General features: G+C 37.1%; 25 protein-coding genes. 12 read left to right on the plus strand and 13 right to left on the minus strand.

Annotated elements, in window-relative coordinates; all coding sequences use genetic code 11:
* Window positions 1-216: 216 nt before the first annotated feature.
* Both J8L73_RS14765 and J8L73_RS14770 read right to left on the minus strand, forming a co-directional pair.
* A complete protein-coding gene (locus tag J8L73_RS14765; protein ID WP_211018177.1) occupies window positions 217-1,248 on the minus strand; it encodes a methionine synthase in 1,032 nt (343 codons plus the stop codon).
* A 30-nt stretch (window positions 1,249-1,278) separates the two neighbouring features.
* Window positions 1,279-2,253 carry a DUF1852 domain-containing protein gene (locus J8L73_RS14770; RefSeq protein WP_211018185.1) on the minus strand — a complete coding sequence of 325 codons (975 nt, stop codon included), beginning with the start codon at window positions 2,251-2,253 and terminating at the stop codon, window positions 1,279-1,281.
* Between the two features lie 438 nt (window positions 2,254-2,691).
* On the opposite strand from J8L73_RS14770, the gene J8L73_RS14775 reads away from it, so the two are divergent.
* The 5 genes from J8L73_RS14775 (at window position 2,692) to J8L73_RS14795 (ending at window position 6,088) form a co-directional block, all read left to right on the plus strand.
* Complete coding sequence (locus J8L73_RS14775) at window positions 2,692-3,705, plus strand: DUF5924 family protein (RefSeq protein WP_211018187.1); 1,014 nt, start codon at window positions 2,692-2,694, stop codon at window positions 3,703-3,705.
* A 71-nt stretch (window positions 3,706-3,776) separates the two neighbouring features.
* Window positions 3,777-4,013, plus strand: coding sequence for a hypothetical protein (locus tag J8L73_RS14780; protein WP_211018189.1), 237 nt, complete (start codon window positions 3,777-3,779; stop codon window positions 4,011-4,013).
* Window position 4,014: 1 nt separating this feature from the next.
* Window positions 4,015-4,473, plus strand: a complete 459-nt coding sequence (locus J8L73_RS14785) for a hypothetical protein (protein WP_211018191.1) — start codon at window positions 4,015-4,017, stop codon at window positions 4,471-4,473.
* 416 nt (window positions 4,474-4,889) lie between these two features.
* A complete protein-coding gene (locus J8L73_RS14790) occupies window positions 4,890-5,549 on the plus strand; it encodes an NAD(P)H-dependent oxidoreductase (protein WP_211018193.1) in 660 nt (219 codons plus the stop codon).
* A gap of 185 nt (window positions 5,550-5,734) precedes the next feature.
* Complete coding sequence (locus tag J8L73_RS14795) at window positions 5,735-6,088, plus strand: hypothetical protein (RefSeq protein WP_247659673.1); 354 nt, start codon at window positions 5,735-5,737, stop codon at window positions 6,086-6,088.
* A 119-nt stretch (window positions 6,089-6,207) separates the two neighbouring features.
* Here J8L73_RS14795 and J8L73_RS14800 read toward each other — a convergent pair whose 3' ends face one another.
* Window positions 6,208-8,223, minus strand: coding sequence for a TonB-dependent receptor (locus J8L73_RS14800; protein ID WP_211018195.1), 2,016 nt, complete (start codon window positions 8,221-8,223; stop codon window positions 6,208-6,210).
* Window positions 8,224-8,449: 226 nt separating this feature from the next.
* On the opposite strand from J8L73_RS14800, the gene J8L73_RS14805 reads away from it, so the two are divergent.
* Window positions 8,450-10,267: a serine/threonine protein kinase gene (locus tag J8L73_RS14805; RefSeq protein ID WP_211018197.1), complete on the plus strand. Its 1,818-nt coding sequence runs from the start codon at window positions 8,450-8,452 to the stop codon at window positions 10,265-10,267.
* Window positions 10,268-10,319: 52 nt separating this feature from the next.
* Here J8L73_RS14805 and J8L73_RS14810 read toward each other — a convergent pair whose 3' ends face one another.
* Window positions 10,320-10,871, minus strand: coding sequence for a hypothetical protein (locus J8L73_RS14810; protein ID WP_211018199.1), 552 nt, complete (start codon window positions 10,869-10,871; stop codon window positions 10,320-10,322).
* A gap of 164 nt (window positions 10,872-11,035) precedes the next feature.
* On the opposite strand from J8L73_RS14810, the gene J8L73_RS14815 reads away from it, so the two are divergent.
* Window positions 11,036-11,467 carry a DUF3859 domain-containing protein gene (locus tag J8L73_RS14815; RefSeq protein WP_210999370.1) on the plus strand — a complete coding sequence of 144 codons (432 nt, stop codon included), beginning with the start codon at window positions 11,036-11,038 and terminating at the stop codon, window positions 11,465-11,467.
* Window positions 11,468-11,569: 102 nt separating this feature from the next.
* Here J8L73_RS14815 and J8L73_RS14820 read toward each other — a convergent pair whose 3' ends face one another.
* The 3 genes from J8L73_RS14820 to J8L73_RS14830 form a co-directional block, all read right to left on the minus strand.
* A complete protein-coding gene (locus tag J8L73_RS14820) occupies window positions 11,570-11,986 on the minus strand; it encodes a VF530 family protein (RefSeq protein WP_210999371.1) in 417 nt (138 codons plus the stop codon).
* A gap of 73 nt (window positions 11,987-12,059) precedes the next feature.
* Window positions 12,060-13,052, minus strand: a complete 993-nt coding sequence (locus J8L73_RS14825) for an MDR family oxidoreductase (RefSeq protein WP_211018201.1) — start codon at window positions 13,050-13,052, stop codon at window positions 12,060-12,062.
* Between the two features lie 50 nt (window positions 13,053-13,102).
* Window positions 13,103-13,738, minus strand: a complete 636-nt coding sequence (locus J8L73_RS14830) for a TetR/AcrR family transcriptional regulator (protein WP_211018203.1) — start codon at window positions 13,736-13,738, stop codon at window positions 13,103-13,105.
* A 427-nt stretch (window positions 13,739-14,165) separates the two neighbouring features.
* Here J8L73_RS14830 and rmf point away from each other — a divergent pair, with 427 nt between their 5' ends.
* Entirely contained in the window at window positions 14,166-14,336 is a 171-nt protein-coding gene (rmf, locus tag J8L73_RS14835) for a ribosome modulation factor (protein WP_004586522.1), read from the plus strand.
* A gap of 68 nt (window positions 14,337-14,404) precedes the next feature.
* On the opposite strand, the gene fabA is transcribed toward rmf, so the two are convergent.
* Window positions 14,405-14,920, minus strand: coding sequence for a bifunctional 3-hydroxydecanoyl-ACP dehydratase/trans-2-decenoyl-ACP isomerase (gene fabA, locus J8L73_RS14840; RefSeq protein ID WP_058550023.1), 516 nt, complete (start codon window positions 14,918-14,920; stop codon window positions 14,405-14,407).
* 203 nt (window positions 14,921-15,123) lie between these two features.
* On the opposite strand from fabA, the gene J8L73_RS14845 reads away from it, so the two are divergent.
* The 3 genes from J8L73_RS14845 to J8L73_RS14855 are packed head-to-tail and all read left to right on the plus strand — an operon-like array spanning window position 15,124 to window position 17,232.
* Window positions 15,124-15,981, plus strand: coding sequence for a 6-carboxytetrahydropterin synthase (locus J8L73_RS14845; RefSeq protein ID WP_211018205.1), 858 nt, complete (start codon window positions 15,124-15,126; stop codon window positions 15,979-15,981).
* Window positions 15,974-16,792, plus strand: a complete 819-nt coding sequence (locus tag J8L73_RS14850; RefSeq protein WP_211018207.1) for a M23 family metallopeptidase — start codon at window positions 15,974-15,976, stop codon at window positions 16,790-16,792. Before J8L73_RS14845 ends, J8L73_RS14850 begins: the two co-directional genes overlap by 8 nt.
* A 5-nt stretch (window positions 16,793-16,797) precedes the next feature.
* Window positions 16,798-17,232, plus strand: a complete 435-nt coding sequence (locus J8L73_RS14855; RefSeq protein WP_104642633.1) for an acyl-CoA thioesterase — start codon at window positions 16,798-16,800, stop codon at window positions 17,230-17,232.
* Window positions 17,233-17,430: 198 nt separating this feature from the next.
* Here the strand turns inward: J8L73_RS14855 and J8L73_RS14860 are convergent, their stop codons facing one another.
* Genes J8L73_RS14860 through J8L73_RS14880 form a run of 5 tightly spaced genes read right to left on the minus strand, consistent with a single transcriptional unit; the run spans window position 17,431 to window position 23,026 of the window.
* Window positions 17,431-18,753 carry a Na+/H+ antiporter family protein gene (locus tag J8L73_RS14860; RefSeq protein ID WP_211018208.1) on the minus strand — a complete coding sequence of 441 codons (1,323 nt, stop codon included), beginning with the start codon at window positions 18,751-18,753 and terminating at the stop codon, window positions 17,431-17,433.
* An 8-nt stretch (window positions 18,754-18,761) separates the two neighbouring features.
* Entirely contained in the window at window positions 18,762-20,732 is a 1,971-nt protein-coding gene (locus J8L73_RS14865) for a DUF3488 and transglutaminase-like domain-containing protein (protein WP_211018210.1), read from the minus strand.
* Window positions 20,732-21,718, minus strand: a complete 987-nt coding sequence (locus J8L73_RS14870) for a DUF58 domain-containing protein (RefSeq protein ID WP_211018212.1) — start codon at window positions 21,716-21,718, stop codon at window positions 20,732-20,734. The genes J8L73_RS14865 and J8L73_RS14870 overlap by 1 nt, the downstream gene beginning before the upstream one ends.
* Before the next feature lie 5 nt (window positions 21,719-21,723).
* Complete coding sequence (locus tag J8L73_RS14875; protein ID WP_211018214.1) at window positions 21,724-22,629, minus strand: MoxR family ATPase; 906 nt, start codon at window positions 22,627-22,629, stop codon at window positions 21,724-21,726.
* A gap of 13 nt (window positions 22,630-22,642) precedes the next feature.
* Complete coding sequence (locus tag J8L73_RS14880; RefSeq protein ID WP_211018216.1) at window positions 22,643-23,026, minus strand: response regulator; 384 nt, start codon at window positions 23,024-23,026, stop codon at window positions 22,643-22,645.
* Between the two features lie 537 nt (window positions 23,027-23,563).
* Between J8L73_RS14880 and J8L73_RS14885 the strand changes: the two genes are divergently transcribed.
* Window positions 23,564-24,895 (plus strand): hypothetical protein, encoded by a 1,332-nt coding sequence (locus J8L73_RS14885; protein ID WP_211018218.1) that lies wholly within the window; start codon window positions 23,564-23,566, stop codon window positions 24,893-24,895.
* Window positions 24,896-24,960 lie beyond the last annotated feature (65 nt).

A 24,960-nucleotide genomic window follows, 5' to 3' on the forward strand; every position in this document is an offset into this window, starting at 1 on the left:
GTATGATATGTATAAAAGAGCTGCTCATAATGAGCAGCTTTTTTTTTAATACATAGCCGTCCTCTGCTTATAAAAACAGGTTAGAGCTTTTCAATAAAAATTAAATATCCAATCTAAACTTTGTTCTTTAGAAGGTTTTAATTGATGCAGCATTTTTATGGGTTTTACCATGGCATGCTGCCACAGCAGTTATTGTTTATAATTTGTATTTCAAAGCTAGTTTTTTAATAGCTCTTTTCTTACTATTTCTGCGCCTTTACTTAGGGCATTGAGTTTAGCATCAGCAATTTCGCGTGATAGTGGAGCCATGCCGCAGTTTGTACACGGATAGAGCTTGTCGGCATCTACAAATTTTAGGGCTTTTCGTAAAGTGGCGGCTACTTCTTCAGGTGTTTCTATTTCATTGGTGGCAACATCAATAGCACCTACCATTACTTTTTTACCTCTGATCAGTTCGAGTAAATCCATAGGGACGTGTGAGTTGTGGCACTCTAGTGAAATAATATCAATATTCGATTGCTGTAATTTAGGAAAGGCTTCTTCGTATTGGCGCCATTCATTGCCCAATGTTTTTTTCCAATCCGTGTTGGCCTTAATGCCGTAGCCGTAACAAATATGTACAGCGGTTTCGCATTTTAATCCTTCAATTGCGCGCTCTAAACACGCAATGCCCCAATCGTTTACTTCATCGAAAAATACATTAAACGCGGGCTCATCAAATTGAATAATATCAACGCCTGCCGCTTCAAGCTCTTTGGCTTCTTGGTTGAGTATTTTAGCAAATTCCCACGCTAGTTTTTCGCGGCTTTTGTAATGGTCGTCATACAGTGTGTCTATCATGGTCATTGGGCCAGGGAGTGCCCATTTAATAGGTTGGTTAGTTTGCGAACGTAAAAACTTAGCGTCTTCTACAAATACAGGTTTTTGGCGGCTAACAGGGCCCACTACGCTTGGTACACTTGCATCGTATCGGTCGCGTATTTTTACTGTTTTGCGTTTCTCAAAATCAACACCGTTAAGGTGTTCTATAAATGTAGTTACAAAATGCTGGCGTGTTTGTTCACCATCGCTAACTATGTCAATGCCTGCTAATTGTTGTGCATGAAGCGCAATACGCAGCGCGTCTTTTTTGCCTTCTATTAGTTCATCGTTTTGTAACTTCCATGGTGACCAAAGAGTTTCTGGTTCGGCAAGCCATAAAGGTTTAGGTAAACTGCCTGCTGTAGAGGTAGGTAATAAAGTTTTCATAATAAGTGATACCATATAATTTAATTAAATTTAGATGTTTACCGTTGTAAATTGTTCAAGCACTGATTGGTATGGCTTTATAAAGTGCTCTTCGGCAAATTTACCTTGCTCTGCAGCTAATTTACTGCGCTCGTCTCTATCGTAAATAATCTGCGTGAGTGAATGGTCGGCATTTTTTAAGTTAGGTTTGTAAGCTTTACCTGCCGTTGCATTTGCGTTGTAAATTTCTGGGCGATAAATTTTTTGAAACGTTTCCATGGTGCTAATAGTGCTTATTAGCTCAAGGTTGGTGTAGTCGTTAAGTAAATCCCCAAAGAAAAACAAGGCAAACGGTGCTGCGCTATTTGCAGGCATAAAGTAACGAACCTGTAAGCCCATTTTTTTAAAGTATTGCTCTGTTAGCGAAGATTCGTTGGGTTGGTACTCAATACCTAAAATAGGATGCTCGTTTGCTGTGCGGTGATAAGTTTTGTTATCTGACACACTTAGGCATATTACCGGTGGCTTTTTAAAGTTTTGCTTGTATGTAGTAGAGCTCACGAACGACTGAAACAACTTACCATGCAGCTCACCAAAATTATCAGGAATACTAAACTGCGGTTTATCTTTATTATGTTGCTGTAGTAGCACACTAAAGTCGTAGTCACGAACGTAAGACGAAAAGTTATTACCAACAATGCCTTCTATGCGTTTATTCGTTTTGTTATCTACTATGTTGGTTTTAAGTATTTCTATTGATGGAAAGCTTTGGCTGTTTTCATCTAAGCCAATATCTACAGAAATAATTTCGAGTTCGATTGAATAACGATCCGCTGTTGGGTTATCCCAATTAGCAAGCGTATTAAAGCGGTTGTTGATCATGTTAAGTGCTTTGCGCAAATTAGATTGGCGGTGCTGGCCACGTGCCAAGTTTGCAAAGTTAGTGGTAATACGAGTATTTGTTGATGGCGTGTAGTGCTCATCAAGGCGCTGACTTTTAATATTAAAGGTTAAGTTTTTACTCATGGTGTTGTGTATCCAATTTTTATTTAAAGGCAAAGCCAATGTTTAAATGCGGCTGCTTAGCTATAAAAGCAGATATTAGCTAAGCGCTGTTGATGAGTAATTTATACGTAAATTATGCTTTAAATAAAAACGGTATAATTTCACATAAAACATGAGTTTGATTCATTTATAAAATATGGCTAAGCATTCGCACTTAAGATAGGTTGAAATTAGACGCATAGGTAAGCGGTTAAGAGTAGTGTTTATAGCAGTTTAGATGTCTAGATGGTTTTGTTGCGTTAAATTCATGTTGTGTATGAGTAATATTCAGGGCTCTACTTTATTAATAACGTAATGTGTAAAAAGTCAGGTTATCTATCTGTCGTTCATTTAAACTTGGTTACACTTGCTAACTAACTTCTTAATAATAAAGTACATTGTGTACGCATAAGTAAATAGATGAACAAATTAAAAAACCTGATCACGCAATTTATACAAGCCATGCAAAAGCGGCCAGGATTATTGGCTGTACTGGCATTTTGTTCAGGTGTAGCAAGCTATGTAATGGTTGATAGAAAAGAGTCGTTTTCTCAGGTTATCGCTATTGTGTTATTGATAAGCTGGTTTTGGTTGATTATTGATAATTGGCTGCGTGAAAAGGTAGAAGAGCGGTTTGGAGTTGAGGTATCGCCTAATGTAATGCGTTTTGCGTTGCAAATGGTTCAGCAAGAGAGTTTGTTTTTTGCATTGCCCTTTTTTTTAGCGGTTACGCAGTGGGATCATCCGCAAGCTATTTTTACATCGCTTATTGTTTTATGTGCGGTAGTGTCGGTTATAGACCCGCTTTATTATAAAAAATTAGCCAGAAACCGCACTCTATTTACGGTATTTCACAACTTTGCATTATTTGTTGTATTACTGGTAACACTTCCTATTTTATTAAATTTAACTACAAGTCAAAGTTTAGCCATTGCTTTAGTTACTTCTGTACTGATCACTTTGCCGAGTTTTAATAATTTAATGCCTAATGTACGTTGGTGGCGTTTTCCTATTTTAGTGTTGATGTTATGTGCAGTAAGCGCGAGCGTTTGGCAATTACGCAGCTTTGTACCACCAGCAGCACTACGCCTAACAGATATTACATTGGCCCATAAAGTCGATCTAGAACATAAAAAGCCGATAGGGAGTATTAATAAGCTTGATTTATATACACTTCATCACGAAGGTTTATATTCGTGGACTGCTGTTAAAGCACCTCGGGGTTTAAATGAAAAAATATTTCATGTGTGGATACACAATAAAAAAGAAGTCGACAGAATCACCTTAAATATTAATGGGGGGCGCAAGCAAGGCTATAGAGCGTGGACACATAAAGTAAATTTCCCTAAAAACTCTCAAGGAAAATGGCAAATAAAAGTAGTCACTGAATCGGGTCAATTAATTGGGTTAACAAAATTTGTTGTTACATCTTAGTTGAGTGATTGGCTGGTAAATACAGTGTTTTTTGGTAAGCTTTTATTAACGTTGTTAAATGGATGAATAGTATGAGTATTGCGTTTGATATTTTTATTTGGTTAATGATAGAAACCATTTTGGGCTTTTTAATTTACTCAACAGGTTGCGCTATCTTAAAAGTAGCCACCTTAGGTAAATTTAAAAGTGATGTTAGCGACTATGTGTCGTTTAAGGCTAATAAATCTAAAAGTACATTTTTAATTTGTTTACTTGGTTTTAGCTTTTACGTGCTATTGATTGGCTTTGTTGCCTACATGAGCCACTAAATTGTGCAAACCACATGAAAAAAATAGATTTTTAATTGCAGCGAGTGCTTTAAGCTTTATAGCTTCGCTTTTACATGTTGCCTGTATTTTTGGAGGCCCTGACTGGTATCGCTTTTTGGGTGCTGGTGAGCAAATAGCTCAACTGGCAGAGCAGGGAAGTACGTATCCTACTTATATAACTTTAGCTATTTCAGTTATTATTGCTATTTGGGGCTTATATGCGCTCTCAGGTGCAGGTGTTATCTTAAAACTGCCACTACTAAAAACAGCCTTGGTATTAATCACCGCAATTTATTTAGTGCGCGGTATTGCGGGTTTAATCATTCCTTTTTTAACTACAAGCCAAATAATTCACCACAACTCTATTCAATTTTGGATTATAAGCTCGATAATTTGCTGTATTTATGGGTTATTTTACTTATTTGGTAGCGTAAAAATGTGGCATATAAAAAACAGTTAATACGTTTTATAAACAATATCGATAATTAGCAGCTGCAGATATATAAATCATTATGGCCGCCTTCGTATTTACACGATTGAGATGTAACTTTATTAGTGCAGGCCTTTACTGCAAGAGCATTTAACGGTCCTGAATGCGCATTTAAAAATTTAGGTGCTGCAAGTAAAGCTATACCAAACAAGCTTAAACAATATTTTTTATAAACATAATAACCTCTTTTAATGTTTGTCAGAGTGTTTACCTGGTGTCGGCCCTTGGTGATCTCCTGGTGGTCCAGCAGCCGGTCTTACATATCTAAAATTTTATTACTTTTTTCGTTTTATTTTGAAAGCCAATAAATAGTAGGTAACTTAAAACCATCTAATAAAAAATGTTAGGCTAATACTGTTGTATATAAATACAAATGGAGAAGTTATATGAAATTTTTGGTTTTTTTAGGCACCGTGAGAGATAGCACTCCTCCGAGACCCGCGCGCCTAGGTGAGCGTGTAGCTAAAGCCTGTATTGAATGTTTAAATGAGCAGTATTCAGAGCACGAGTTTGAACTAATAGATGCACTTGATTACCCAAATGAGCAAGTTTTTAAGCCTCACTTTGCGTATGCACAAGGTAAGGCGCCTTCTATGCTCAACACCTTAGCCGACAAGATTAAAGCGGCTGATGGCTATGTAATGGTTAGCCCTGAGTATAACCATAGTATGAGCCCAGCCCTGAGCGACTTACTTAATCACTTTGGTAGTTCACTCTTTTCGTACAAACCCAGTGCCATTGTTACTTATTCTGCTGGGCAATGGGGCGGGTCAAGAGCTGCAATAAGCATGCGCACATTTTTATCTGAGCTGGGCTGCTTACCTGTATCTGCAATGATCCACGTACCAAAAGCACAAGAAGTTTTTAATGATGACGGCTGTGTACAAACTGGGCAAGAACAATCTTCGTGGTTTAATTATTTTCATCGTACTTTTTCACAGATGGTTTGGTGGGCAAAAGCTGCAAAAGAGCACAGTGAAAATGAAGACCCGCATAAACTGTTAAAAAGCTTTAAAACAGATCCTTCTCAGCGAAATGCGCCTTAACGAATACTTTTAAAATATAATTAATTTTGCCCCGAACTGGGCTAAACTTGTTTCTTTTATAGAAACTTAAAGTTTATAAATGATAATATTAACATCTACTTATAAAAATGGATGTTATATCTTGAAATACCTTACTCTTTTAAGTGTACTAACACTTAGTGCTTGGCGAAGGCACTACTGCAAATATGAACTTAATAGCGCTTTCGGAGCAGAGCGCGCCACAAGGTATTAGTGGTACATTTAAGTTTTATATTAAAACTGCGGGCTCGCAGTACGGTGACGTTTTTTTAAATACCGAAAATGACTACCGTGATCGACGCGCTATTACCATTGTAATTGATTCAAAAGTAGCTGATAAACTCACAGAAAAATACGGACAACCAGCCGACACATTTTTTATTGATAAAACAATTGAAGTGACAGGTGAAGCGAAGCGAGTAACTATCGACTTTTTAAGTAAGGGCAGGAGAACCAATAAATATTATTATCAAACACACGTTGATGTAAATTCAGTTGATCAAATTCGTATTGTTAACTAAAAAATGAGTGTTTATATCTATTTACCGGTACTTACTGGTTTTGTACAAAATTTAGCAGGTAAGGACTAGTTTATAGTAGTACTGTTTTTATATACAGCACCAATGTATTCTTAAGAATATTAAAACAATAAACTGAGTGTTAATCGCGCTGTTCTAGGCTCTATTGGATGAAAGTGATTATCTTCAACGCCTTGTGCTGGCTCACCCGGTAACCGCGAAGCATAATAGTAGTCTATATCGTGGTCGGTACTGTTAAATAAGTTGAGTAATTCAAAGTCTACTTTCCAGTGGGTTTGCTTATAACTAACTGATCTATTAACAACCGTTAAGGGCTCTGAGCGATTATCGCCATCGTCTGTTAATGTACGTTTGCCAATATGGCGTACTCTAATTGATGATTGCCATTGCTCACTCAAGTGCCAATTTAAACCTGTACTTGCTACAACAGGTACAGCGCCTTCAATGTAATCATTATCGTCGTTGATATCTAGGCGTGAATGGGTAAAAGAGGCTTCTAAATCGATACTGAATTTGTCGTTAATCCAGTAATAAGCACTCATTTCTAAGCCATAGCGTTTAGACGCATCGCTGGGCTCTGTATTACCGGCATCACCTACAAATAATAGTTCTGAGTCGAGTGTTAACCACCAAAGTGCAGCTGATAAATTAAATTTTTGCTCATCGGCAAATCGTAATCCAATTTCAGCGCCTTCACTTTTTACTAATAAGTCTACTTGCTCTGCTTGATCACCTGTAACTGGGTCAATATTAATTGTAGAGCCACGCGCATCATTAGAATGAAAAGATTGACCCCAATTAGCATATGCAGCGAGTAAATCAGTAAAGCGGTAATTTAAACTTCCTTTAAAACTGACTAAATCATCGTTTGCTTTACCTGAGTTTGCACCAGTAATACTGGTCACGTTTGTATCAAAGTAGTCGTACCTGACACCTGCTGTAGCCTGTAGTTTTGGGTTAAGTAAAAATTTAGACTCCCAAAAGCTTGAGTAGCTGGTTTGCTTTAGTGCATCTTGCCTTATAGTGCTAAGTTGATCTCTTGCTTGCGTGTTATAAAGTCCTACGTTATCTATGTCGTCGTGTCGAAGCTCAATCCCTGCTGTGTGTAGCATGTTTGTATCTAATGTTTTAGTTTCAAACTGATAGCTTATATTGGAGCCATAAATATTGCGGCTATCTTGCTGATTAAACTGATCACCATTAATTGGATCATTTAAAAAATAACTAAAATTAGAATACAAGTTTAAATCGTAATTAATTACATAAGCGCTGGCTTTTATATGAGCTCCTTGCCAGTTACTCGATAAGCTATAACGGCTAGAGCTACCGCCAAGTGTGGTATCAAGTGAGCCTAATTGAGATATTAAATTTTGCGAGACAGCACGCTGTGGAATTTGATCTGCGGAGTTCCAAGTATTGTCGTATGCCATAGCAGTTATTGATAAGTCACCATTAAAAGCTTTACCTACATAGCGTAGTAGGGCATTTTTTTTATTTACGTCTTCGTTTATATCATCCCAAGGGCCGTCGTAGCCTTCCCATTCTGCCGCTGCAATAATTTTACCTTTTGTTAAATTAGTAGAGCCAAGTACAAGAGCACGTTTATAGTTGTCCTCTCCTATGCTTAGTTCTATTTGTTGATGCTTTAGGTTATCAGCCAATTTAAACTGTGCGCTACCTGCTGCTGAAAAATCGCCTTGGCTTGCGCTATATGAGCCTTTTTGATAGTTAATTGTTGAAATAGATTCAGGAATGATAAAATTTAGGTCGGTATAGCCTTGGCCGTGTCCGTGGCTTCGCATATTAATGGGCATGCCATCTATGCTGGTGGCAAAGTCGGTACCGTGATCTAAATTAAAGCCTCTAATAAAATACTGATTAGCCTTACCTGAGCCACTGTGTTGAGTAACCGCCATACCCGGTATTAGCTCTAACATTTCGGCGCTTCTTAACATAGGGCGCTGCTCTATTTCTCCTTGGCCAATAATGCCGCTAGATGCGCTGATTGACTCACCAATTAACCCATCTCGGTGGCCATATACAGTGAGCTTTTCTATATTGGCATGAACATAACCGCTATATAAAGTGCCCATAGTTAAAATCGCTAATGTTTTCATGCTTAAAATCCCTATTTAATATGCTTACTATTCAGTGCTGTTAAATTAAATACGGCTAAGTAAATTTTTTGGATGCAACATTTGTTGTTTAATTGTAATTATTTAAACACAAACTCTGTTTTGTAATTTAAAAACTACGTTGCAAGCTATTGTAATATCTTTATATAAAACTAATAATCAGCGTGTTAAAAAATTCTACACAAATCACTCAATTAGAGAGTCTGTATTGAAAGCCAAAGAAATTCGCAATTTTTACATTAACGAAGAGCAATCTGTTTATTTGCTTTCGCACCGCGATGCTAAAAAGCATCGTCAGTGGCTTAACATTTGTATTAAACAATTAACGTTGCTTGGTTACAAAAATGTAGAAATGATAGGCTCTGGTGCCTTTGGCTTTGTGTTTGCCGGTGATGACGATAACGGCTTACCTTGGGTTTTTAAGTTCTCGCGCATTACGCTTGCCCAAAGTGTACGCGTTCGCCTTGAAGACGAAGCGTATATGCTCTCACAAATTAACAATCCGTTAGTGCCCAGCTTTTACGCCTTTGAGCGCATTAAAAAGCAAGGCATTTTAATGATGGCACGCGCGATTGGCGAAGACCTTGAAAAAGTATCTTTAAAAAAAGGGCGCTTTAGTGCGGCGCAAATAATGGCGCTTGCCTTGAGACTTCGTAATGTTTTAGTTGATTTACGTAGCCATAAAAATGGTATTAGCCCGCAGCCTATTGTGCATGGCGATATTAAGCCTTCTAACCTTGTGTGGGATGAAAAAACCGATGCGCTTTCACTTGTTGATTGGGGAAGCTCTGTTTATGCACAGGTTGATAGTAACGGTGAGCCTATTGCCAGTAACTTTATGGATTTAATGTCGGGAGATTTAAGTACAACTAATGCGCGTATGGGGGATGTGTACTTTATTGGCGAAGCACAAATGTCGGGGGAACAGTCATCTCCGCGTTTTGATGAGCAAGGTGTAGCAGCAACTTTATATGCGCTCGCCTCGGCGCAATCATGTCGTTTCGGCGCGCAAGCTATTCCTGCGAGTAGTTTAGGGCTACCTAAAGAGCTGGCTAAAGTGATTGATGGCATGCTTTCGAAAAATAAAGAAGAGCGTGATGGTGCAGGCGATTACTTTATGCGTAATATTACCACTATGGCCAAAGCCTATTTACCAGAAATAAAACCCCAACAGTCACGACCTGCTATCCCATATTGGTTTGGTGATGGCGATAAGCCTGACACGGTAGTTTATAGCTCACGTAAACAGTTTTTACGCCAAGCAGATCATAAACAACAGCTATTAGATGTAAACGATGCACAGCTTGACCGTTATTATAAAGAATTTTTGTTCGATACCGGCGATACCGAAAAGGCTTTTTTAGCGTCTATTAGCCGTTTAGCTAAATACCCTGTAGTAGGGGGGTTGAGTTTTCATTGGAAAGATGACTCTTTATTTGTTGAGTCGTCACTTATTATGCACGACGAAACACTCGCAAATGCATTTACAGATGCAATAAACAACACGGTAATGCTTGCACAAGGTATTAGCCAAAAGGGGCTTTTTAAATGTTGTTTGTTTGATGCACGTAAAACTATTCAATTAGAGCGGGACGGTACCGGGGCATTTAAATTTGATAGCTTACCAGAGCTTGATTACGAAATAGTAAGCATGAAAGCAAATGAAATAACTCGACCACATTCCTACTTTGAAGATGGTAAAGACCCAGACGAGCAACTGCAGTTGCCTAAAAAAGTGATTAAATGCGTATTTGAGCTAAATCAGATTCATCATACAGGGTGTATTATTTTTGAAGCTTTGCCCGATAGAATGAAGATTCACCATTACTACCGACTATTAGACTCTACTAAAGAGGTAGAATTTAAGCGCCTACTTAATAAGTTGATGCAATACGCCGTTAATATTACTGATGTGGGGGTTGCTGGGTTTATGAAACTACCGTATAAAAATACCCGCGAGTTTGAGCTATGCGCTAAACAAGGCGATCACTTTTTTCCTAAGAATCCAAAGCTTTTGCAAAGTTGAATCTATAACAATACAGAGCATTATTAATTTTAAACTCAATACTTTTAATTATTTACAACTCATCATTAAATATCGAGTTAAAAGGTGAACTTTGAGAAATCGTAAATTGATGTAACGATTTTTGGTTGCTTTTTGTAGTGATTAAGTACCTGCTATCAGCCTTATTGTGACTAAATAATTTCATATTTAATTTTAAGTTTTTTGTAATAATAGGCATCGTAAATTTACCACTTAGGGCTAGAGTGTTAATGCCAGCATTTTTAACTTTTACTGCATTAGGGGTGATTTTAAGCTCTTTAACAGTAAATTTATAAAGTTGATTGCTTAAATATAAGTGCGTGTGTATTTTTCGTTTTATCCTTCTTTTATGTGTATTAAATTCATCAATAGAAATTATACCATTTTGGTTATTATCCACGTTGTAAAACACTGATACAGGAAGGGTAGCGCTAATAAAAATAGTGTCATCTTCGATGTTAAGTATTGCGTTATATTTATTCTCATTCGCAATGCTTGTATCTATAAATAGTAAGCAAAGCATAACAACGAATAGCATTGTCACATATTTAGACTTTGAGCTTAGGTAAAGAGTCGTATTGATCATTATTAAAAGTCATGAGTTTAGATAAGTCACTTTTAAATAATATTGTGCAAGCAATGTGTAAAAATAAGTCAACATTAAACAGATTAGTAATGAGTTGGATTTTACTATTGACTTAACTGTTATAAAATCAGCTTATTAGCACTCTAAGGTAATAAATATAAGTTATGGCAAAGTCTAAACCTGAGGTTTCTATTCAAAGTTATGGGATTTACTCAACGTGGGATAGCAAAAGCAAAGCGTTACCGCAAATTGAGCAATTTACAACTAATGTTACTGCCAAACTTGATGTGGAGTTTGGTTTAATAGTTAATATTAAAAAAGCCAAAGGCGAAAAGCTCCATTTTTGTATTTATCATCCTGATATACCTAATGAAGAGGGCGAGGTAATGGCTCCGTTTGATGGAGTTGTATACGTTAAAGACAACGACTGGCACTTTTATTTAGGTGATACATTGTGGGAGCCTATTGAAAATAAACTCGGTGATTGGCGATTAACGCTTACATTAAATAATAAAGTTATTGCAGATAAAACGTTTAATATAGCTCTTGAACAACAAGGCTCTGAAAATGATTTTTGGAGAAAAAGAGGCTATTAAATTAAAAGTGATTCGCTTTATACAATTTACTACTTAAGCAAAATTTACCCACAAAAAAAGCCAATATAAATTGGCTTTTTAGTTTAAATTTTTCACTAAAGCTTAGTTACCCCAAGGGTTGCTTGCATTAGAGCGTTGTTTACGAGCGCGGGCACGTTGTTTAGTTGCCTTTTTTTCCATGATACGTTTTGCATCACTAAAGCTAAGCTCACACGGTTCACCTGGTTTGTGATCCTCAGGGATCACTCTATCGCGTGGTGGCAATTCGTACTGAACATCGTCCGGTTTAGGTAGGTTTTTAAGACGGTAAAGGTAAAAATTGTCTACCTTTTCTTGTGCCCATTGGGTTTTACGCAAAAATTTTACGGCAGATTTAATGTCTGGATTGTTTTTAAAACAATTAAGTTGCAAATAAGCGTGAAGAAGTTCCCACCCATATTGTTCAACCAGCTCTTCAACCACTTGTTCTAATTTTACGCCTTGCAGTGGATTATTACTGAAAAGTTCTTGGTTGCTCATAGGTGTTGCCTCGTTATTAAAAATACAAAGCGTATTATAAATTTAATACCGAGGCTTTAACAGGATAATTAGCCTAACTTTGACAATTAACTACTACACGGCCACGAATTTTGCCTTGCATAAGTAACTCAGCGTTATCAATTACTTGATCTAGCGTGATTTCACTAGAGATTTTATCAAGGTAATCTGCTTTAACTAATGTGGCTAATTTATTCCACGCTTCTACTCGATCAGCTTTAGGGCGCATTACGCTATCAATACCAATTAACGATACACCACGTAAAATAAAAGGCGCAACTGATGCGGGTAAATCCATGCCTTGGGCGAGTCCACATGCTGTAACAACGCCACCATATTTTAATGAGGCACATATGTTGGCGAGTGTATGGCTTCCTACAGAGTCTATTGCGCCAGCAAAGCGCTCTTTTTGCAATGGTTTGCCTGGGTTTGAAAGCTCGTTTCTATGTATTACTTGCGAAGCCCCTAACGCTTTTAAATAATCGCTTTGATCTAATCTGCCTGTTGCAGCCGTTACGCTAAAGCCAAGTTGATTTAATAAATAAATAGCAAAGCTACCCACACCACCATTAGCACCGGTTACGAGTACTTCGCCTGAGCTTGGAGTAATACCTTGTTTTTCAAGCGCGATAACACTGAGCATTGCAGTGTATCCTGCGGTGCCTATTTGCATAGCTTGTTTTGGTGAAATTGCAGCGGGAACAGGAATTAACCAATCACTATTTAGTGCCGCTTTTTGAGCAAGCCCACCCCAATGTTTTTCGCCAACACCAAAGCCATTTAAAATAACATGATCGCCACTTTTAAATTCATCGCTGGTGGACTTAGTAACACTCCCTACTAAGTCAATGCCAGGCACCATAGGGAAGGTTCGCACAACTGGGCCTTTACCAGTAATAGCTAATCCATCTTTATAGTTAAGCGTACTGTAAAGCACATCTATCGATACATTTTCGTTTGGTAAATCACTGTTTTCGATAGTTGTTAAAGTAGCGCTATAGTTATTTTCGTCTTTGTTAATAACAACGGCTTTAATTGGGTTGCTCATGAGATATCCTTTTAGACCGATCGTCTTTTAATGTGTGAATAAAAAGCGCATTAAGTTAGTAATGCGCGTAAAAACATTTCTGTATACAAAGTCAGTGGGGTACTTGTTTTGGTAAGTTTAGCGCGCATAACCGCACCTTCCCAACCAATCCAAAAGTACTCGCTCATCAAAGAGGTGTTAACGTTATTAGCAATAGTGCCTTGTTGTTTTGCTTGGTTTAAACACAACTCAAGGTGTTTTTGCCACGTAACATAGCTTTGCATTAAGCGTATTTTAAAATCGTCACTTAAGTGGTTAAGTTCTTGATTTAAATTACCAACTAAACAACCACGTTTAAATTCGTATTTTTGCATGCCTTTAATGGCACTTTGCGTAAAATTAACAATGCGCTCTAAAGGGGGCGTGGCCTCATCTTTTAAATGATGATTTAGCTTAGCAATAAAGTAGGTGTCGTAGGCATCTACTAAAGCTATACCGTACGCTTCCTTACTTTTAAAGTAGTGATAAAAAGAGCCCTTGGGGACCGCTGCTTTTTTTAAAATTGTATCTAAGCCTGTAGCACTAAAGCCAAACTCGGTAAGTGTTTCAAGCCCTGTTCTTATTAAAAGCGCTTTTGTGTCCGCGTTTTCACGTGGCACTTTAGGTGGGCGGCCACGCCTTACACGCGTTTGATCATTACTTTGCATAGATAAATAAACTGGTTGTTTTTTGTTAAGTACAATATAGACCGATCGAATTTAAATAATCAAGTATAAATTTAAATTGTACAAAATTAATTCAATATAGAATTTTTATTAGCTAGAAATAATAATGTCACAGTTACAATTTTGTTTGGAACTAAGTGAAAATAGGCGAGTCGTAATTTGTGTACTTAAGTACATTTTAGCGATTATTAAGTCGCATTATATTTAGCATAAAACCGGTCAAATTAAATGTTGCATGACCACTTACTTTTTTAAATGTTAATTCATTTTTGCATCAGCAGCTTAGTTAATGTCAAACAATTTAATTGCTTTTGCTATTTGAATTTTACATTTTTATTAACTATTCATTAATTGTAGATTTCACTAATGCTACAAAAAATATACAAATAAAAAGGTGAGGATATTACCGATGAAGAGACAGAAAAGAGATCGTTTAGAAAGAGCTCATTCTCAAGGTTTTAAAGCAGGTTTAGCTGGTCGCTCTAAAGAGCTATGCCCTTATCAACAAATCGATCCTAAGTCAGAGTGGTTAGGGGGTTGGCGTGAAGCGATTGAAAACCGCAACATGTACAAAACCTAATTAATCACAATCGAATTAAAGCAAAAAGGCCTCCAAATGGAGGCCTTTTTGTTTAGCAATTTAATAAATTAAAACGCACTAGTGTCTTGAAATAAGCCCACTTTTAAATCTTTTGCTTCGTAGATCACTCGGCCATCTACTTCTACAGTACCATCTGCTACGCCCATAAACAGTTTACGTTTAATTACGCGTTTCATTTCAAGGCGGTAAGTTACTTTTTTATTGGTTGGTAATATTTGGCCTGTAAATTTAACTTCGCCCACACCTAGTGCACGACCAAGACCAGGGCCACCAGACCAACCTAAGTAAAAGCCAACTAGCTGCCACATTGCATCTAGGCCTAAACAACCAGGCATTACAGGGTCACCTTTAAAGTGACAATCGAAAAACCAAAGGCTCGGGTCAATATCAAGCTCAGCAATAATTTCGCCTTTACCATGGCTTCCGCCATCAGCAGTAATAGAAGTAATGCGGTCCATCATTAACATGTTGTCGCTTGGTAAACGGCAGTTGCCTTCACCAAACATTTCACCTTGACCACAAAGGATCAACTCTTCTTTTGTATAGCTATTTTTAGGTTCCATAACACTTATCTTCGCTTAGAAATTGCCAAGTACTTTAGCGTACACTTGTACGCTAAACAACTCGGAGCAGTTAAAAAATCAAATTATTGGGTGTTTTATCACCAATCAATCAGCGCGATTGGTTTTTGCACTATAAAACCGCGCAATTACAATCAGAAATCATTATAATTACCCCTGACTTATAACCAGTTTAAAGGAAGTTTATGATCCTTTTTGTTAACTCACTAACAGTGATTGATTTTTCTTACTTATGTAACAAACGCGGCGCCGTTGGCGAGAGCTGGATTGTTGATTTAACTTTGCACGGTAAGCTAAACGACGAGTCTATGGTATTAGACTTTGGCTTAGTTAAAAAGCAAATCAAAGGCATTATTGATGACTGTATTGATCATCGTTTAGCTATTCCATCAGGTCTTACAGGCTCAGTTAATGAATTTGAAAATCACAAAACACTTGATTGCACGTTTGGTGATAACAAGCATTTAGCAATGAGTGCTCCTCATCAAGCTTATTGCATGATAGATGCAGAGCAAGTAAATGTTGAATCGGTAACAGAATTTTTAATTGCGACTATTTTACCTAAATTACCAGATAACATTGAAAAAATTGAGCTTGAACTCAAGCCTGAGCATAGCCAAAGTTTTTATTATCATTATAGTCACGGGCTTAAAAAGCACGATGGTAATTGTCAGCGTATTATTCATGGCCATCGTTCACAAATAGGTATTAGCCTTGATGGTATTTCTATGCCTCGCTTGCAAAAAGAATGGTCTCAAAAGTGGGAAGATATTTACCTAGCCACAAGTGAAGATCAAATTTACGCTAAAGATTTAAAACACGTATCAGCTAAATCTGATGACGTATGTTTTGCCTATACATCTGCTCAAGGCTATTTTGAAATGGCTATTAGTGAATCTCGCTGCGATATTTTACCTGTTGATACTACGGTTGAATGTATTGCTGAGCACGTAGCTGGCCAAGTAAAAGCTCAATACCCTGATAAAGACGTAAAAATAACGGCTTATGAAGGCGTTGGAAAAGGATCGATTAGTTATGCTTAAAACTCTTTTGGCTACTGCACTTATTACCTCTGCAAGTTTTAACGCAATGGCGCTTGAACTAAAAGGACACCTTACGCAGGGTGGTTTAGTTACCGGTAAGTTAGATAATGCAAAATCGGTAAATTTAGATGGCACCGAGTTAAAGCTTTCTAAAAACGGTGACTTTGTATTTGGCTTTGGGCGTGATGCAGATACAACTCATACGTTAACGTGGATAGACAGCTCTGGAAAAGAGCATACTCAACACTTAGCAATAACAAAGCGCGATTATAAAATTGACAAAATTACAGGTGTGGCAAAAAAGTATGTGTCGCCACCAAAAGAAGTAAGCGCCCGTATTAGTCGCGAAGCTTTAGCCGTGCGTAAAGCGCGCGAAGTAAATTCAGACTTAGAATACTTTTTAGACCCTGTTTTAAAGCCTGCTGAAGGGCGTATTTCAGGTGTTTACGGTAGCCAGCGTTATTTTAATGGCGAGCCGCGCAGACCTCACTTTGGGTTAGATATAGCTAATAAAACAGGCTCCCCTGTGTATGCGCCAATAAGTGGAACTGTAGTATATGCTGAGCCTGATTTATATTATTCAGGCGGTACTTTAATTATTGATCATGGACATGGTGTTACCTCTACTTATATTCATTTGAGCAAGTTAGATGTAAAAGTAGGTGATAAAATTGTTCAAGGTAATAAAGTAGCTGAAATTGGTGCAACAGGCCGTGTTACTGGCCCACATTTAGATTGGCGTTTTAACTGGAAAGGTGAGCGCCTAGATCCAGCATTACTAATGCAAGATACTCTTGCGAATAAAAAGTAGAGACTATGACTAACATTGAGCGTGATGCTGTAATTGCACAACGAATAGAAGATTCAACTACATCGGTTACTAAAACAGTGTTTCCGGGTCGCACTAATCACCATAATACACTTTTTGGTGGTGATGCTTTAGCCTGGATGGACGAGGTGGCTTTTATTGCAGCCACTCGTTTTTGTAGAAAGCCGTTAGTAACTATTTCTTCTGACCGTGTTGATTTTAAAGAGGCAATACCGGCGGGTACGTTTGCAGAGTTAATAGCAAAAGTCGTGCATGTTGGTAATACGAGCTTAAAGGTAGATGTAGATATTTTATTAGAGACTATGCATAAAGATGATAAGCACTCAGCAATAAGTGGCAGCTTTACTTTTGTAGCGGTTGATGACGATCATAGGCCAACACCAGTAGTTTGCGATAAAATGCTCAATGGATTTAAAGAATAACTTGGCTGTATAGTTACAGTTATTTAGTTAAATATAAGTAACTTTATGGTACTTATATTTTCATACCAAAAGAACACATCATACTAATTTTTTATATGAAATAATCTGAGCTATAAAGAAAATAAAAAAGATTAATCAAAAGAGTGTTGTACAAAGATAGGAGAGGTATGGCCGACCCATACCTCATTTAAGGCTTACTTAAAGTACCATGGCGGCTATCCAACCAAATATAATCAGTGGGATGTTAAAGTGGATGAAAGTTGGAATAACAGAATCTCTAATATGATCGTGTTGGCCGTCAGCATTTAGACCTGATGTTGGGCCAAGTGTTGAATCCGATGCGGGAGAGCCAGCATCACCTAATGCACCAGCTGTACCGACAAGGGCTGCGGTTGCCATAACAGAAAAACCAAGGTCTAAACATAAAGGGACAAACAAGGTGGCAATAATAGGCACTGTAGAAAATGAACTACCAATTCCCATTGTTATTAATAAGCCTACTAGCAAAATAACACCTGCAGCTAATGGTTTATTGCCATCAAAAAGAGCGGCACCGCTGTGAACTAAACTTGCAACGTCGCCGGTTGCTTGCATAACAGACGCAAAGCCTTGTGCAGAAATCATAATAAAACCAATCATGGCCATCATTGCAACGCCTTTACTAAATACGTCGCCATTTTCTTCCCATTTAACTACACCAAATACACTAAATATCATTACACCGACTAAGCCGCCTAAAATCATTGAGCCACTTAAGTTTTGCGCAACAAGTGAAGAAAGCACTGCAAATAAGCCAACTATCATGACTTTTTTAGGGTTTTCAATGTCTGAGTTTTTAGTTTGTGTAGTTAAAGGCACGGCATTGTATTCGCGGCGTTTTCTGTAAGTAATAAATACCGCGATGAGTAAGCCTATAAACATACCAATTGCAGGAATAATCATGGCCATTGGTACTTGTGTATTGACTATATTAAGTCCGTTATCAACCAAGTTTTTATGCAGTATTGAGTACAAGTAAATACCACCAAAACCATATGGTAGTACCATGTAAGAGGTAGCTAACCCAAACGTTAAAATACATGCTATTGCGCGTCTATCTAATCTTAATTGATTAAAAACAACAAGTAAGGGAGGTATTAAAATAGGGATAAACGCAATATGTACTGGTACCAAGTTTTGCGAAGAAATAGCACACCCTAAAATAATTAATAAAATAAAGTAGCTCAAAAACGTTTGGTTAGTGCTACCTTTTGCGTTTACTTTATCTAATAATTTGTCGGCAAGGATTCGTGTTAGTCCAGACTTAGAAATAGCGACTGCAAACGCGCCAAGCATGGCATAACTTAATGCAATTTCAGCCCCGGCTGAAAGGCCTGAATTAAATGCATCAACACTTTCTTTTATGCCCAAGCCTGCAGTTAAGCCTGCAACTAAGGCACTAATTGTCATTGCAACAATTACAGTTACACGGGCCAATGATAGCCCCAGCATTAAAATAACGCCTATAACAACAGCATTCATAGTTTTCTCTATTTGGATGTTTTAATTAATTTTATCAGATCTTTAGCCTGAGTTTTACGTTCATTAGTAAACGATTTTTTACCATAACGCACTTGGTTAAATAACTGGCTAAATGCGCTTATTGATTGCGCAGATTGTGGGGATTGTTCCATATATACTTGTAACTGTTGGCTTGGTGTTAAGTGATCTGGCGTTTTAATATTGTGTTTTTGAGCCCATTTTTGTATTTCGTAAAACTCTTTAACCATAGGCGCTAATTTAGTAGCACGTTTAGGTAAGTTTAAATAAACAAAATAAGCTAAAAAACATATTCCACTAGTAAGTAAAACTATTAGCGGTACCAACCAAATATTACGGCTGCCAAATAACGATTTTAAAAAATCATTTTGCTTTTGTTTATCAAAACCTAATACCCAACTAGACCATTGGTAGTCAAGGTTTTCAAGTTCTAAGCGCAGCCAATTAATATCAGGGAAGTTACTTAAGCTAACTAAGCCAAAATCTAAATTACTTTTAAACTCTGTATTTAGCGCTTCATTTTGCGAAAGCGATCCGTTTAAACGTTCAGGTGCTACTACTGCTGTTGCATCAAAAATAACCCAACCTTCATTGTGTATATATACTTCTACCCAAGCGTGTGCATCGTATTGGCGAACGGATAGGGTGCTGTTATCTAAATTTAATTCTCCGCCTAAATACCCACTTGCTAAACGTGCTGGAATACCCGCACTTCTGAAAATATACGCAGCGGCACTTGCATAATGGCCGCAAAAGCCTCGTTTATTATCAAATAAAAACTGATCAATTGTGTTATCGCCACTCATAGGCGTTGGCGTTAAAGTATAAGTAAACTTGTTATCTACAAAATACTGTAATAGCTGATTATAAAACTGGCGATCTGTTTGTGTATTTTGTTTTAAATTTTTAGCGAGTGAAGCCGCTTTAACATTTTTTTTATGAGTGAGGTAAGTGTAACGCTTGTTTTCGAAGTCAGTAAGAGGCGTGCTAGTGAAGCGTGAACTAGTTACATCGTACTGTAAACTTTTTGCCTGGTAGTTTTTTTTACGCAATAACCCCAAGGTATTTGTTTCAACATTTTGCGAATCGCTACGTGAATAAGAGAGTCCATAAAGCCATTTTTGAGAAGCAGGCTCGGCTATAACAGAGTAGCTTGCAATAAATTGCTCATCGAAATCATTTTTAGAGTTTGATTTTAAATTATTGTATTTTAAAAAGTCAGACGTAAGCCATGCGTTGCCGTTAAATTCATCATGAACTATTGCACGCCAATAATACGGAGCACTCGGCGCTGAGTTATTAAACGTTGCTCTAAAGACGAGCTCATCAGAGTTAGAAAGTTTTGCAATATCAAAGGGGTCTACCTGCTCAGAAAGCCCCGTTTTAGCTAATTTTGGCCCTGGTAATTGCCAAAATGCTGGCATTTTAGGTAAAAACAGTAATAAGAATATTGCCAAGGGCAGTGCTAATAATAGCAATTTACCACTTTGCTTAGAGGCTATTTTTAAATTATGTTTTGATTCTAATAAACCAAGTACCGCAAAATTTAAAATATATAAACCACTCACCGTTAGTGTGGTTAAAATACTTTGGTTAAATAAATAAACGGACGAAAGCGAGAAAAACGTAAGTGTTGTAATTACGTGGTAATGTTTTTTAGTTTTAGCTTGCAGTAATTTAAACAAGCTCGAAAGCATCAGCATGGCTACAAACAAAATAACAGTATCGGACATTCCAACACTAAATAACATTAATACCAATGCAGCGCCTGCAAGTATGTTTGCGAAAATAGAATTAGGCTTAGGTTTATTGTTATAGGTTAAGTAAAAGTTCCACGCACAAATAACAGCCAAAACACTTATAAAAACAACAGGTAGATGAGCAATAAAAAATATGACTAAACATGCATAAATAAAGCACATGGAGTAATTAATAACTTTTTCGTTTTTAATTTCGTGCACTACACACCACCTTTAAATGTGCTTAATAATGCTAAGCAATGTTGCTTATGCTCAAGTCCGGTATTGGTATTAGCTATTTTACCTGGGAGTTTTAACATAAAAGGCGTGTTTTGCTCACTTGCTTCGCAAACTAAAAAACATAACTGACTCAAACGCTGCTCTGTGTCGCCATTCATAAAAGTAAAATCAAATAGGGCATTCGCTTTTTTATAATCAACGAATTCTTTTACTAAAAGTTGCTGCGTTTTAGCATAATGTTTCCACGATACTCTATGTAACCCCATTTCTGGTAAGTGAGGCAAGAGAGATTCAAATTCGTCACTGCCAACTTCTTTAGCTACACCATTATCACTTTGCTCATCTAACGCATTAACGTGAGCATCACTTAACACCTTTTCAAGTGATGGATATACAAATACGTACGTTTGTAATTGAATGTAGCTCCATACACTTACTAAACCAAAAGGGTAGTTACTTGAAATTTTAATTCGTTGTACGTCGTATTTACCCCGTAAAAAATAAGGTAAAGGCAGTGATAGTAGCTGAGTATTACTAGTTACCTCATCAACGTGTTGACTAGTTTGTACTGTACCTTGGTAGGTTAAGCTTACTGATTGGCACACAGTAGGGCTTTGTAATTCAAATTTTATTTGAGGTTTTTGAGGTGAGAAACTATTAAACGTGTCTTTAAATTTAACCGTTAAACCTTTTGCGTTGCTATAACCCATAAGTACAGCAATTATAATTACAACAAACATTAAGTAGGCCATTATCAAAATTAAATTGTTTTGATAATTAATACCCATCACAAAATTTAATACAGCTACAACTATAAAATACCAACCAAGTGATGAAGGTAAAACGTAAATTGTTTTATGTTCTAATGTAATAGTATTTTTTAGATGCTTATTTTTTAATAATTTATTAAATACACGAGTTTTAAATGACTTAAATAAAGAAGGGCCTTTAGCTACTTTTTTTGGCATAAAGCTTATACCGGTACCATAACAGCATTTAATATACTATTTACTTGCTCATCCCCAGATTCATTATGTAAACCTAAGCGGTGCTGACACACACTTGCAAAAATAGCTTGTACATCTTCAGGCATTACAAAGTCACGTCCGTCAATATAAGCCCAGGCTTTTGCTGCTTTTGCTAGCGCCATACTAGCTCGAGGAGATAAAGATGCTGCAAATGCATTACTTTTTCGAGTGTAATTGACCAGTTCAATAATATAGTCAACTACTGGGCTACTGAGTGTTATGTCGCTTATTTGCGCTTGAATTTGAGCTAATTCCTGCTGATTAATACGCTGGGGTAGCTGGCTATAGTCTCGTTTTTGCATATTTAAAATGAGGCGCTTTTCAGCTTCTTTTGGAGGAAAGCCTAAACTAATACGCATTAAAAAACGGTCAAGTTGAGATTCTGGTAAAGGGTAAGTTCCTGACTGATAAAGTGGGTTTTGAGTGGCAATCACAAAAAAAGGATCAGGTAGGGTATATTTTTTACCATCAACGGTTACTTGCTGCTCTTCCATTGCCTCAAGTAATGCGCTTTGAGTTTTTGGGCCAGCGCGGTTAATTTCGTCGGCTAAAACGACTTGGCTAAAAATTGGTCCTTTATGAAACGTAAAACTGTGTTCGCTTGAGTTAAATACATTAGTGCCAATAATATCGGCAGGTAATAGATCACTTGTAAATTGAACACGTTGATAGGTTAACCCTAATACAGCGGAAAGTGCATGCGAAAGCGTTGTTTTTCCCATCCCAGGCAAATCTTCGATTAGTAAATGCCCTTGACTAAACAAGCAGGTTAAAGCCAGTTTTATTTGCTCTTTTTTTCCAAAAATAACATTCGACAGATCTTCAATTATGCTTGTTACAGTACTTTGCATGCTAACCTTATTACTATTCTATTAATTCAAGACGCTTCATTACCGTATCTACTTTTTTTGCATTAAAAGGTTTTGCTATAAAGCCTTTAGCGCCCAGTTCCCAGGTGCTTTGTACATTCTCTAAATTATTATGGCCAGAACACATAACAACGTGAGTGTGTGGGTAGGTAGTATTAATGTAATCTAAAATATCAGTGCCATCAGAGTCAGGTAGGTCGACATCGACAAATATAACGCTTGGAGATTTTTTATTCATTACAGGCTTAGCAGAGCTAAAATCCGCACTTTCTAAAATATCTTCAAAGCCTAATTCGGTTAATATTTGATTTAAATAATCACGGATTTCCTTAACATCATCAATAATGAGGATAGGCTCTAACGGGCGAACAAATTCCATATGTTGTTACTTCTAATTTAAATACATCTTAAGTTACTCAATACTAAGCTAAGCCTCCCATAAGCTCAAGAACACAGCAAAAAATATTAAGATATTAACATTTATAGTTATGTAGTTGTTAATGACCTCATTAAGTTATTTTTATAGGAGTTCAAGTATAAGAGGTTTGTTTAGTGGCTGGCTAACAGTGATTTAGAGCCTTTGGTACTTTATTTAGAATTTAGCAATAGCAATTGTCACTACATTAAAACGCAGCTGTTTATTCATAATAATGTAAGACCTTAGTCACATATATAAATTTATTTGCTCACTTAAATTAAGCTATCTTACTGATATAAATATATTAAATAATATTTTCACACGTGTTGTAAATTCTTTGTAATAAATATTCGTTGACGTAATAAAATCTATTTGTGATTATGCTCATCAGTTGAGCCAATGCCCATTAATCTGTAATTGCCTACACAGCAATGCATTGTACAGATACATAGACTCAACTCCCTGAACAGACACAACACACTTTATAGAGAGTTTAATATGTTAAATAATAAAAAAACTAAATTTGCAGTTAGTTTAATTGCAGCTGCTATGGCAGCATCTACTCCTGCCCAAGCAGAAGTTTCAGATTACTTAGATCGACTTGAAGTTAACTTTCTTGCTATGCAAAACTTTCAGTCGATTCAAGCTAAAGATGGTGCTTTTCGTCCTGAAGACGAAGAACAATCGTCTGGTTTTGGTCGCATCCGTGCCAACTTAATGCTGAAATTTCATATCAACGAATTTATTACTGCAGATATAGACATTGCTGAAGAGCCAAATGACTTTGGTGGCGAGGATCGTGACTTTTCGTTTCATAATGACTTCGCGGGTGTTGAGTTTGATTTATTTGGCTTGACCGATAACATACGTGAAAACGAAAACCTTACGCTGCGTTTAGGTAACATTGGTGGCTCACCATTTCAGTTTAAAGGCTTTCAAGACGGTGCAGATAACCAAGGTAATGCCCTTATTGGTAACGGAATGACCGATTATGCAACTGCTGAAAACGGCGCGCAATTAAGCTACACAAAAAAATATGATAGTGGCTTGATCCGCTCTTACAATGTAACTGGCCATATTACTACTTCTAGTTTTGGCGAAGCATTTCAAGAAGACAGAGGTTATAATTACCGCCTTCAAGGTACATTAGAATTTGAAGGTGGTTTTAAAGCAGGCCTTAACTATCTTCAAGCAAATCAAGGTGACCAATTACGCTTTGAAAATGGTGTAGCAAGCCTTGATGGTGTAACTACTACGAACTACCGTTTTGGTGATGGTGAAAACTACAACTTCTCAGCTTCACCTTCAAATGAACGTGATACCCACGTAGGTGTTATGCCTGGTCTTGATCAAACAACTATTCAATTAAACCTAGCGTACCAACCAACTTCACAAACAAGTGTTATTTTAATGCTTGGTAAATCATCAGACGATTTTACTTTTGCAGATTCTGCAGGTAATGCAGTTGCAGGCATTACTTACTTTGGTAACGCAAGTGGTGTTGCAGATGCAAACGGAACAACGTATGACTCTAATAGCGTAATTGAGGGCGAAAGCTCAGTTCAATATTATGTTGTTGAAGCTCAGCAATACATTATTCCAGAAAAACTATACGTAGCAGCACGTTACGCAGAAGCTGAAAACACTTCAGATCTTATTTCTCAAAACGATAACACCGTTGAGCGTTTACAAGTTGCCGCAGGTTACTGGTTTAACGACAGCACTCTTCTAAAAGTTGAATATGTAAACCAAGAAGAAGGTGCAAACTCAGGTGGCCAAATTGGTACTGGTTTTGATGGATTCACCTCAGAAATCTCAGTTAAATTTTAAATAAGGAGCAAGTGTTAGCTTGCTTTTAATTGCAATAATCATCCTTTAAAGATGATGGTTATTGC

The organism is Pseudoalteromonas sp. MMG006 (assembly GCF_018101025.1).
Classification (GTDB): Bacteria; Pseudomonadota; Gammaproteobacteria; order Enterobacterales; family Alteromonadaceae; genus Pseudoalteromonas.

Bases quoted from the DNA above. Each gene is read 5' to 3' on its own strand.
- J8L73_RS14825 (WP_211018201.1), bottom strand. From the start codon at position 13,052: ATGAGCAACCCAATTAAAGCCGTTGTTATTAACAAAGACGAAAATAAC.
- J8L73_RS14810 (WP_211018199.1), bottom strand. From the start codon at position 10,871: ATGATCAATACGACTCTTTACCTAAGCTCAAAGTCTAAATATGTGACA.
- J8L73_RS14820 (WP_210999371.1), bottom strand. From the start codon at position 11,986: ATGAGCAACCAAGAACTTTTCAGTAATAATCCACTGCAAGGCGTAAAA.
- J8L73_RS14800 (WP_211018195.1), bottom strand. From the start codon at position 8,223: ATGAAAACATTAGCGATTTTAACTATGGGCACTTTATATAGCGGTTAT.
- fabA (WP_058550023.1), bottom strand. From the start codon at position 14,920: ATGGAACCTAAAAATAGCTATACAAAAGAAGAGTTGATCCTTTGTGGT.
- J8L73_RS14780 (WP_211018189.1), top strand. From the start codon at position 3,777: ATGAGTATTGCGTTTGATATTTTTATTTGGTTAATGATAGAAACCATT.
- J8L73_RS14875 (WP_211018214.1), bottom strand. From the start codon at position 22,629: ATGCAAAGTACTGTAACAAGCATAATTGAAGATCTGTCGAATGTTATT.
- J8L73_RS14770 (WP_211018185.1), bottom strand. From the start codon at position 2,253: ATGAGTAAAAACTTAACCTTTAATATTAAAAGTCAGCGCCTTGATGAG.
- J8L73_RS14790 (WP_211018193.1), top strand. From the start codon at position 4,890: ATGAAATTTTTGGTTTTTTTAGGCACCGTGAGAGATAGCACTCCTCCG.
- J8L73_RS14795 (WP_247659673.1), top strand. From the start codon at position 5,735: ATGAACTTAATAGCGCTTTCGGAGCAGAGCGCGCCACAAGGTATTAGT.
- J8L73_RS14880 (WP_211018216.1), bottom strand. From the start codon at position 23,026: ATGGAATTTGTTCGCCCGTTAGAGCCTATCCTCATTATTGATGATGTT.
- J8L73_RS14855 (WP_104642633.1), top strand. From the start codon at position 16,798: ATGACTAACATTGAGCGTGATGCTGTAATTGCACAACGAATAGAAGAT.
- J8L73_RS14830 (WP_211018203.1), bottom strand. From the start codon at position 13,738: ATGCAAAGTAATGATCAAACGCGTGTAAGGCGTGGCCGCCCACCTAAA.
- rmf (WP_004586522.1), top strand. From the start codon at position 14,166: ATGAAGAGACAGAAAAGAGATCGTTTAGAAAGAGCTCATTCTCAAGGT.
- J8L73_RS14885 (WP_211018218.1), top strand. From the start codon at position 23,564: ATGTTAAATAATAAAAAAACTAAATTTGCAGTTAGTTTAATTGCAGCT.
- J8L73_RS14850 (WP_211018207.1), top strand. From the start codon at position 15,974: ATGCTTAAAACTCTTTTGGCTACTGCACTTATTACCTCTGCAAGTTTT.
- J8L73_RS14775 (WP_211018187.1), top strand. From the start codon at position 2,692: ATGAACAAATTAAAAAACCTGATCACGCAATTTATACAAGCCATGCAA.
- J8L73_RS14765 (WP_211018177.1), bottom strand. From the start codon at position 1,248: ATGAAAACTTTATTACCTACCTCTACAGCAGGCAGTTTACCTAAACCT.
- J8L73_RS14870 (WP_211018212.1), bottom strand. From the start codon at position 21,718: ATGCCAAAAAAAGTAGCTAAAGGCCCTTCTTTATTTAAGTCATTTAAA.
- J8L73_RS14845 (WP_211018205.1), top strand. From the start codon at position 15,124: ATGATCCTTTTTGTTAACTCACTAACAGTGATTGATTTTTCTTACTTA.
- J8L73_RS14860 (WP_211018208.1), bottom strand. From the start codon at position 18,753: ATGAATGCTGTTGTTATAGGCGTTATTTTAATGCTGGGGCTATCATTG.
- J8L73_RS14815 (WP_210999370.1), top strand. From the start codon at position 11,036: ATGGCAAAGTCTAAACCTGAGGTTTCTATTCAAAGTTATGGGATTTAC.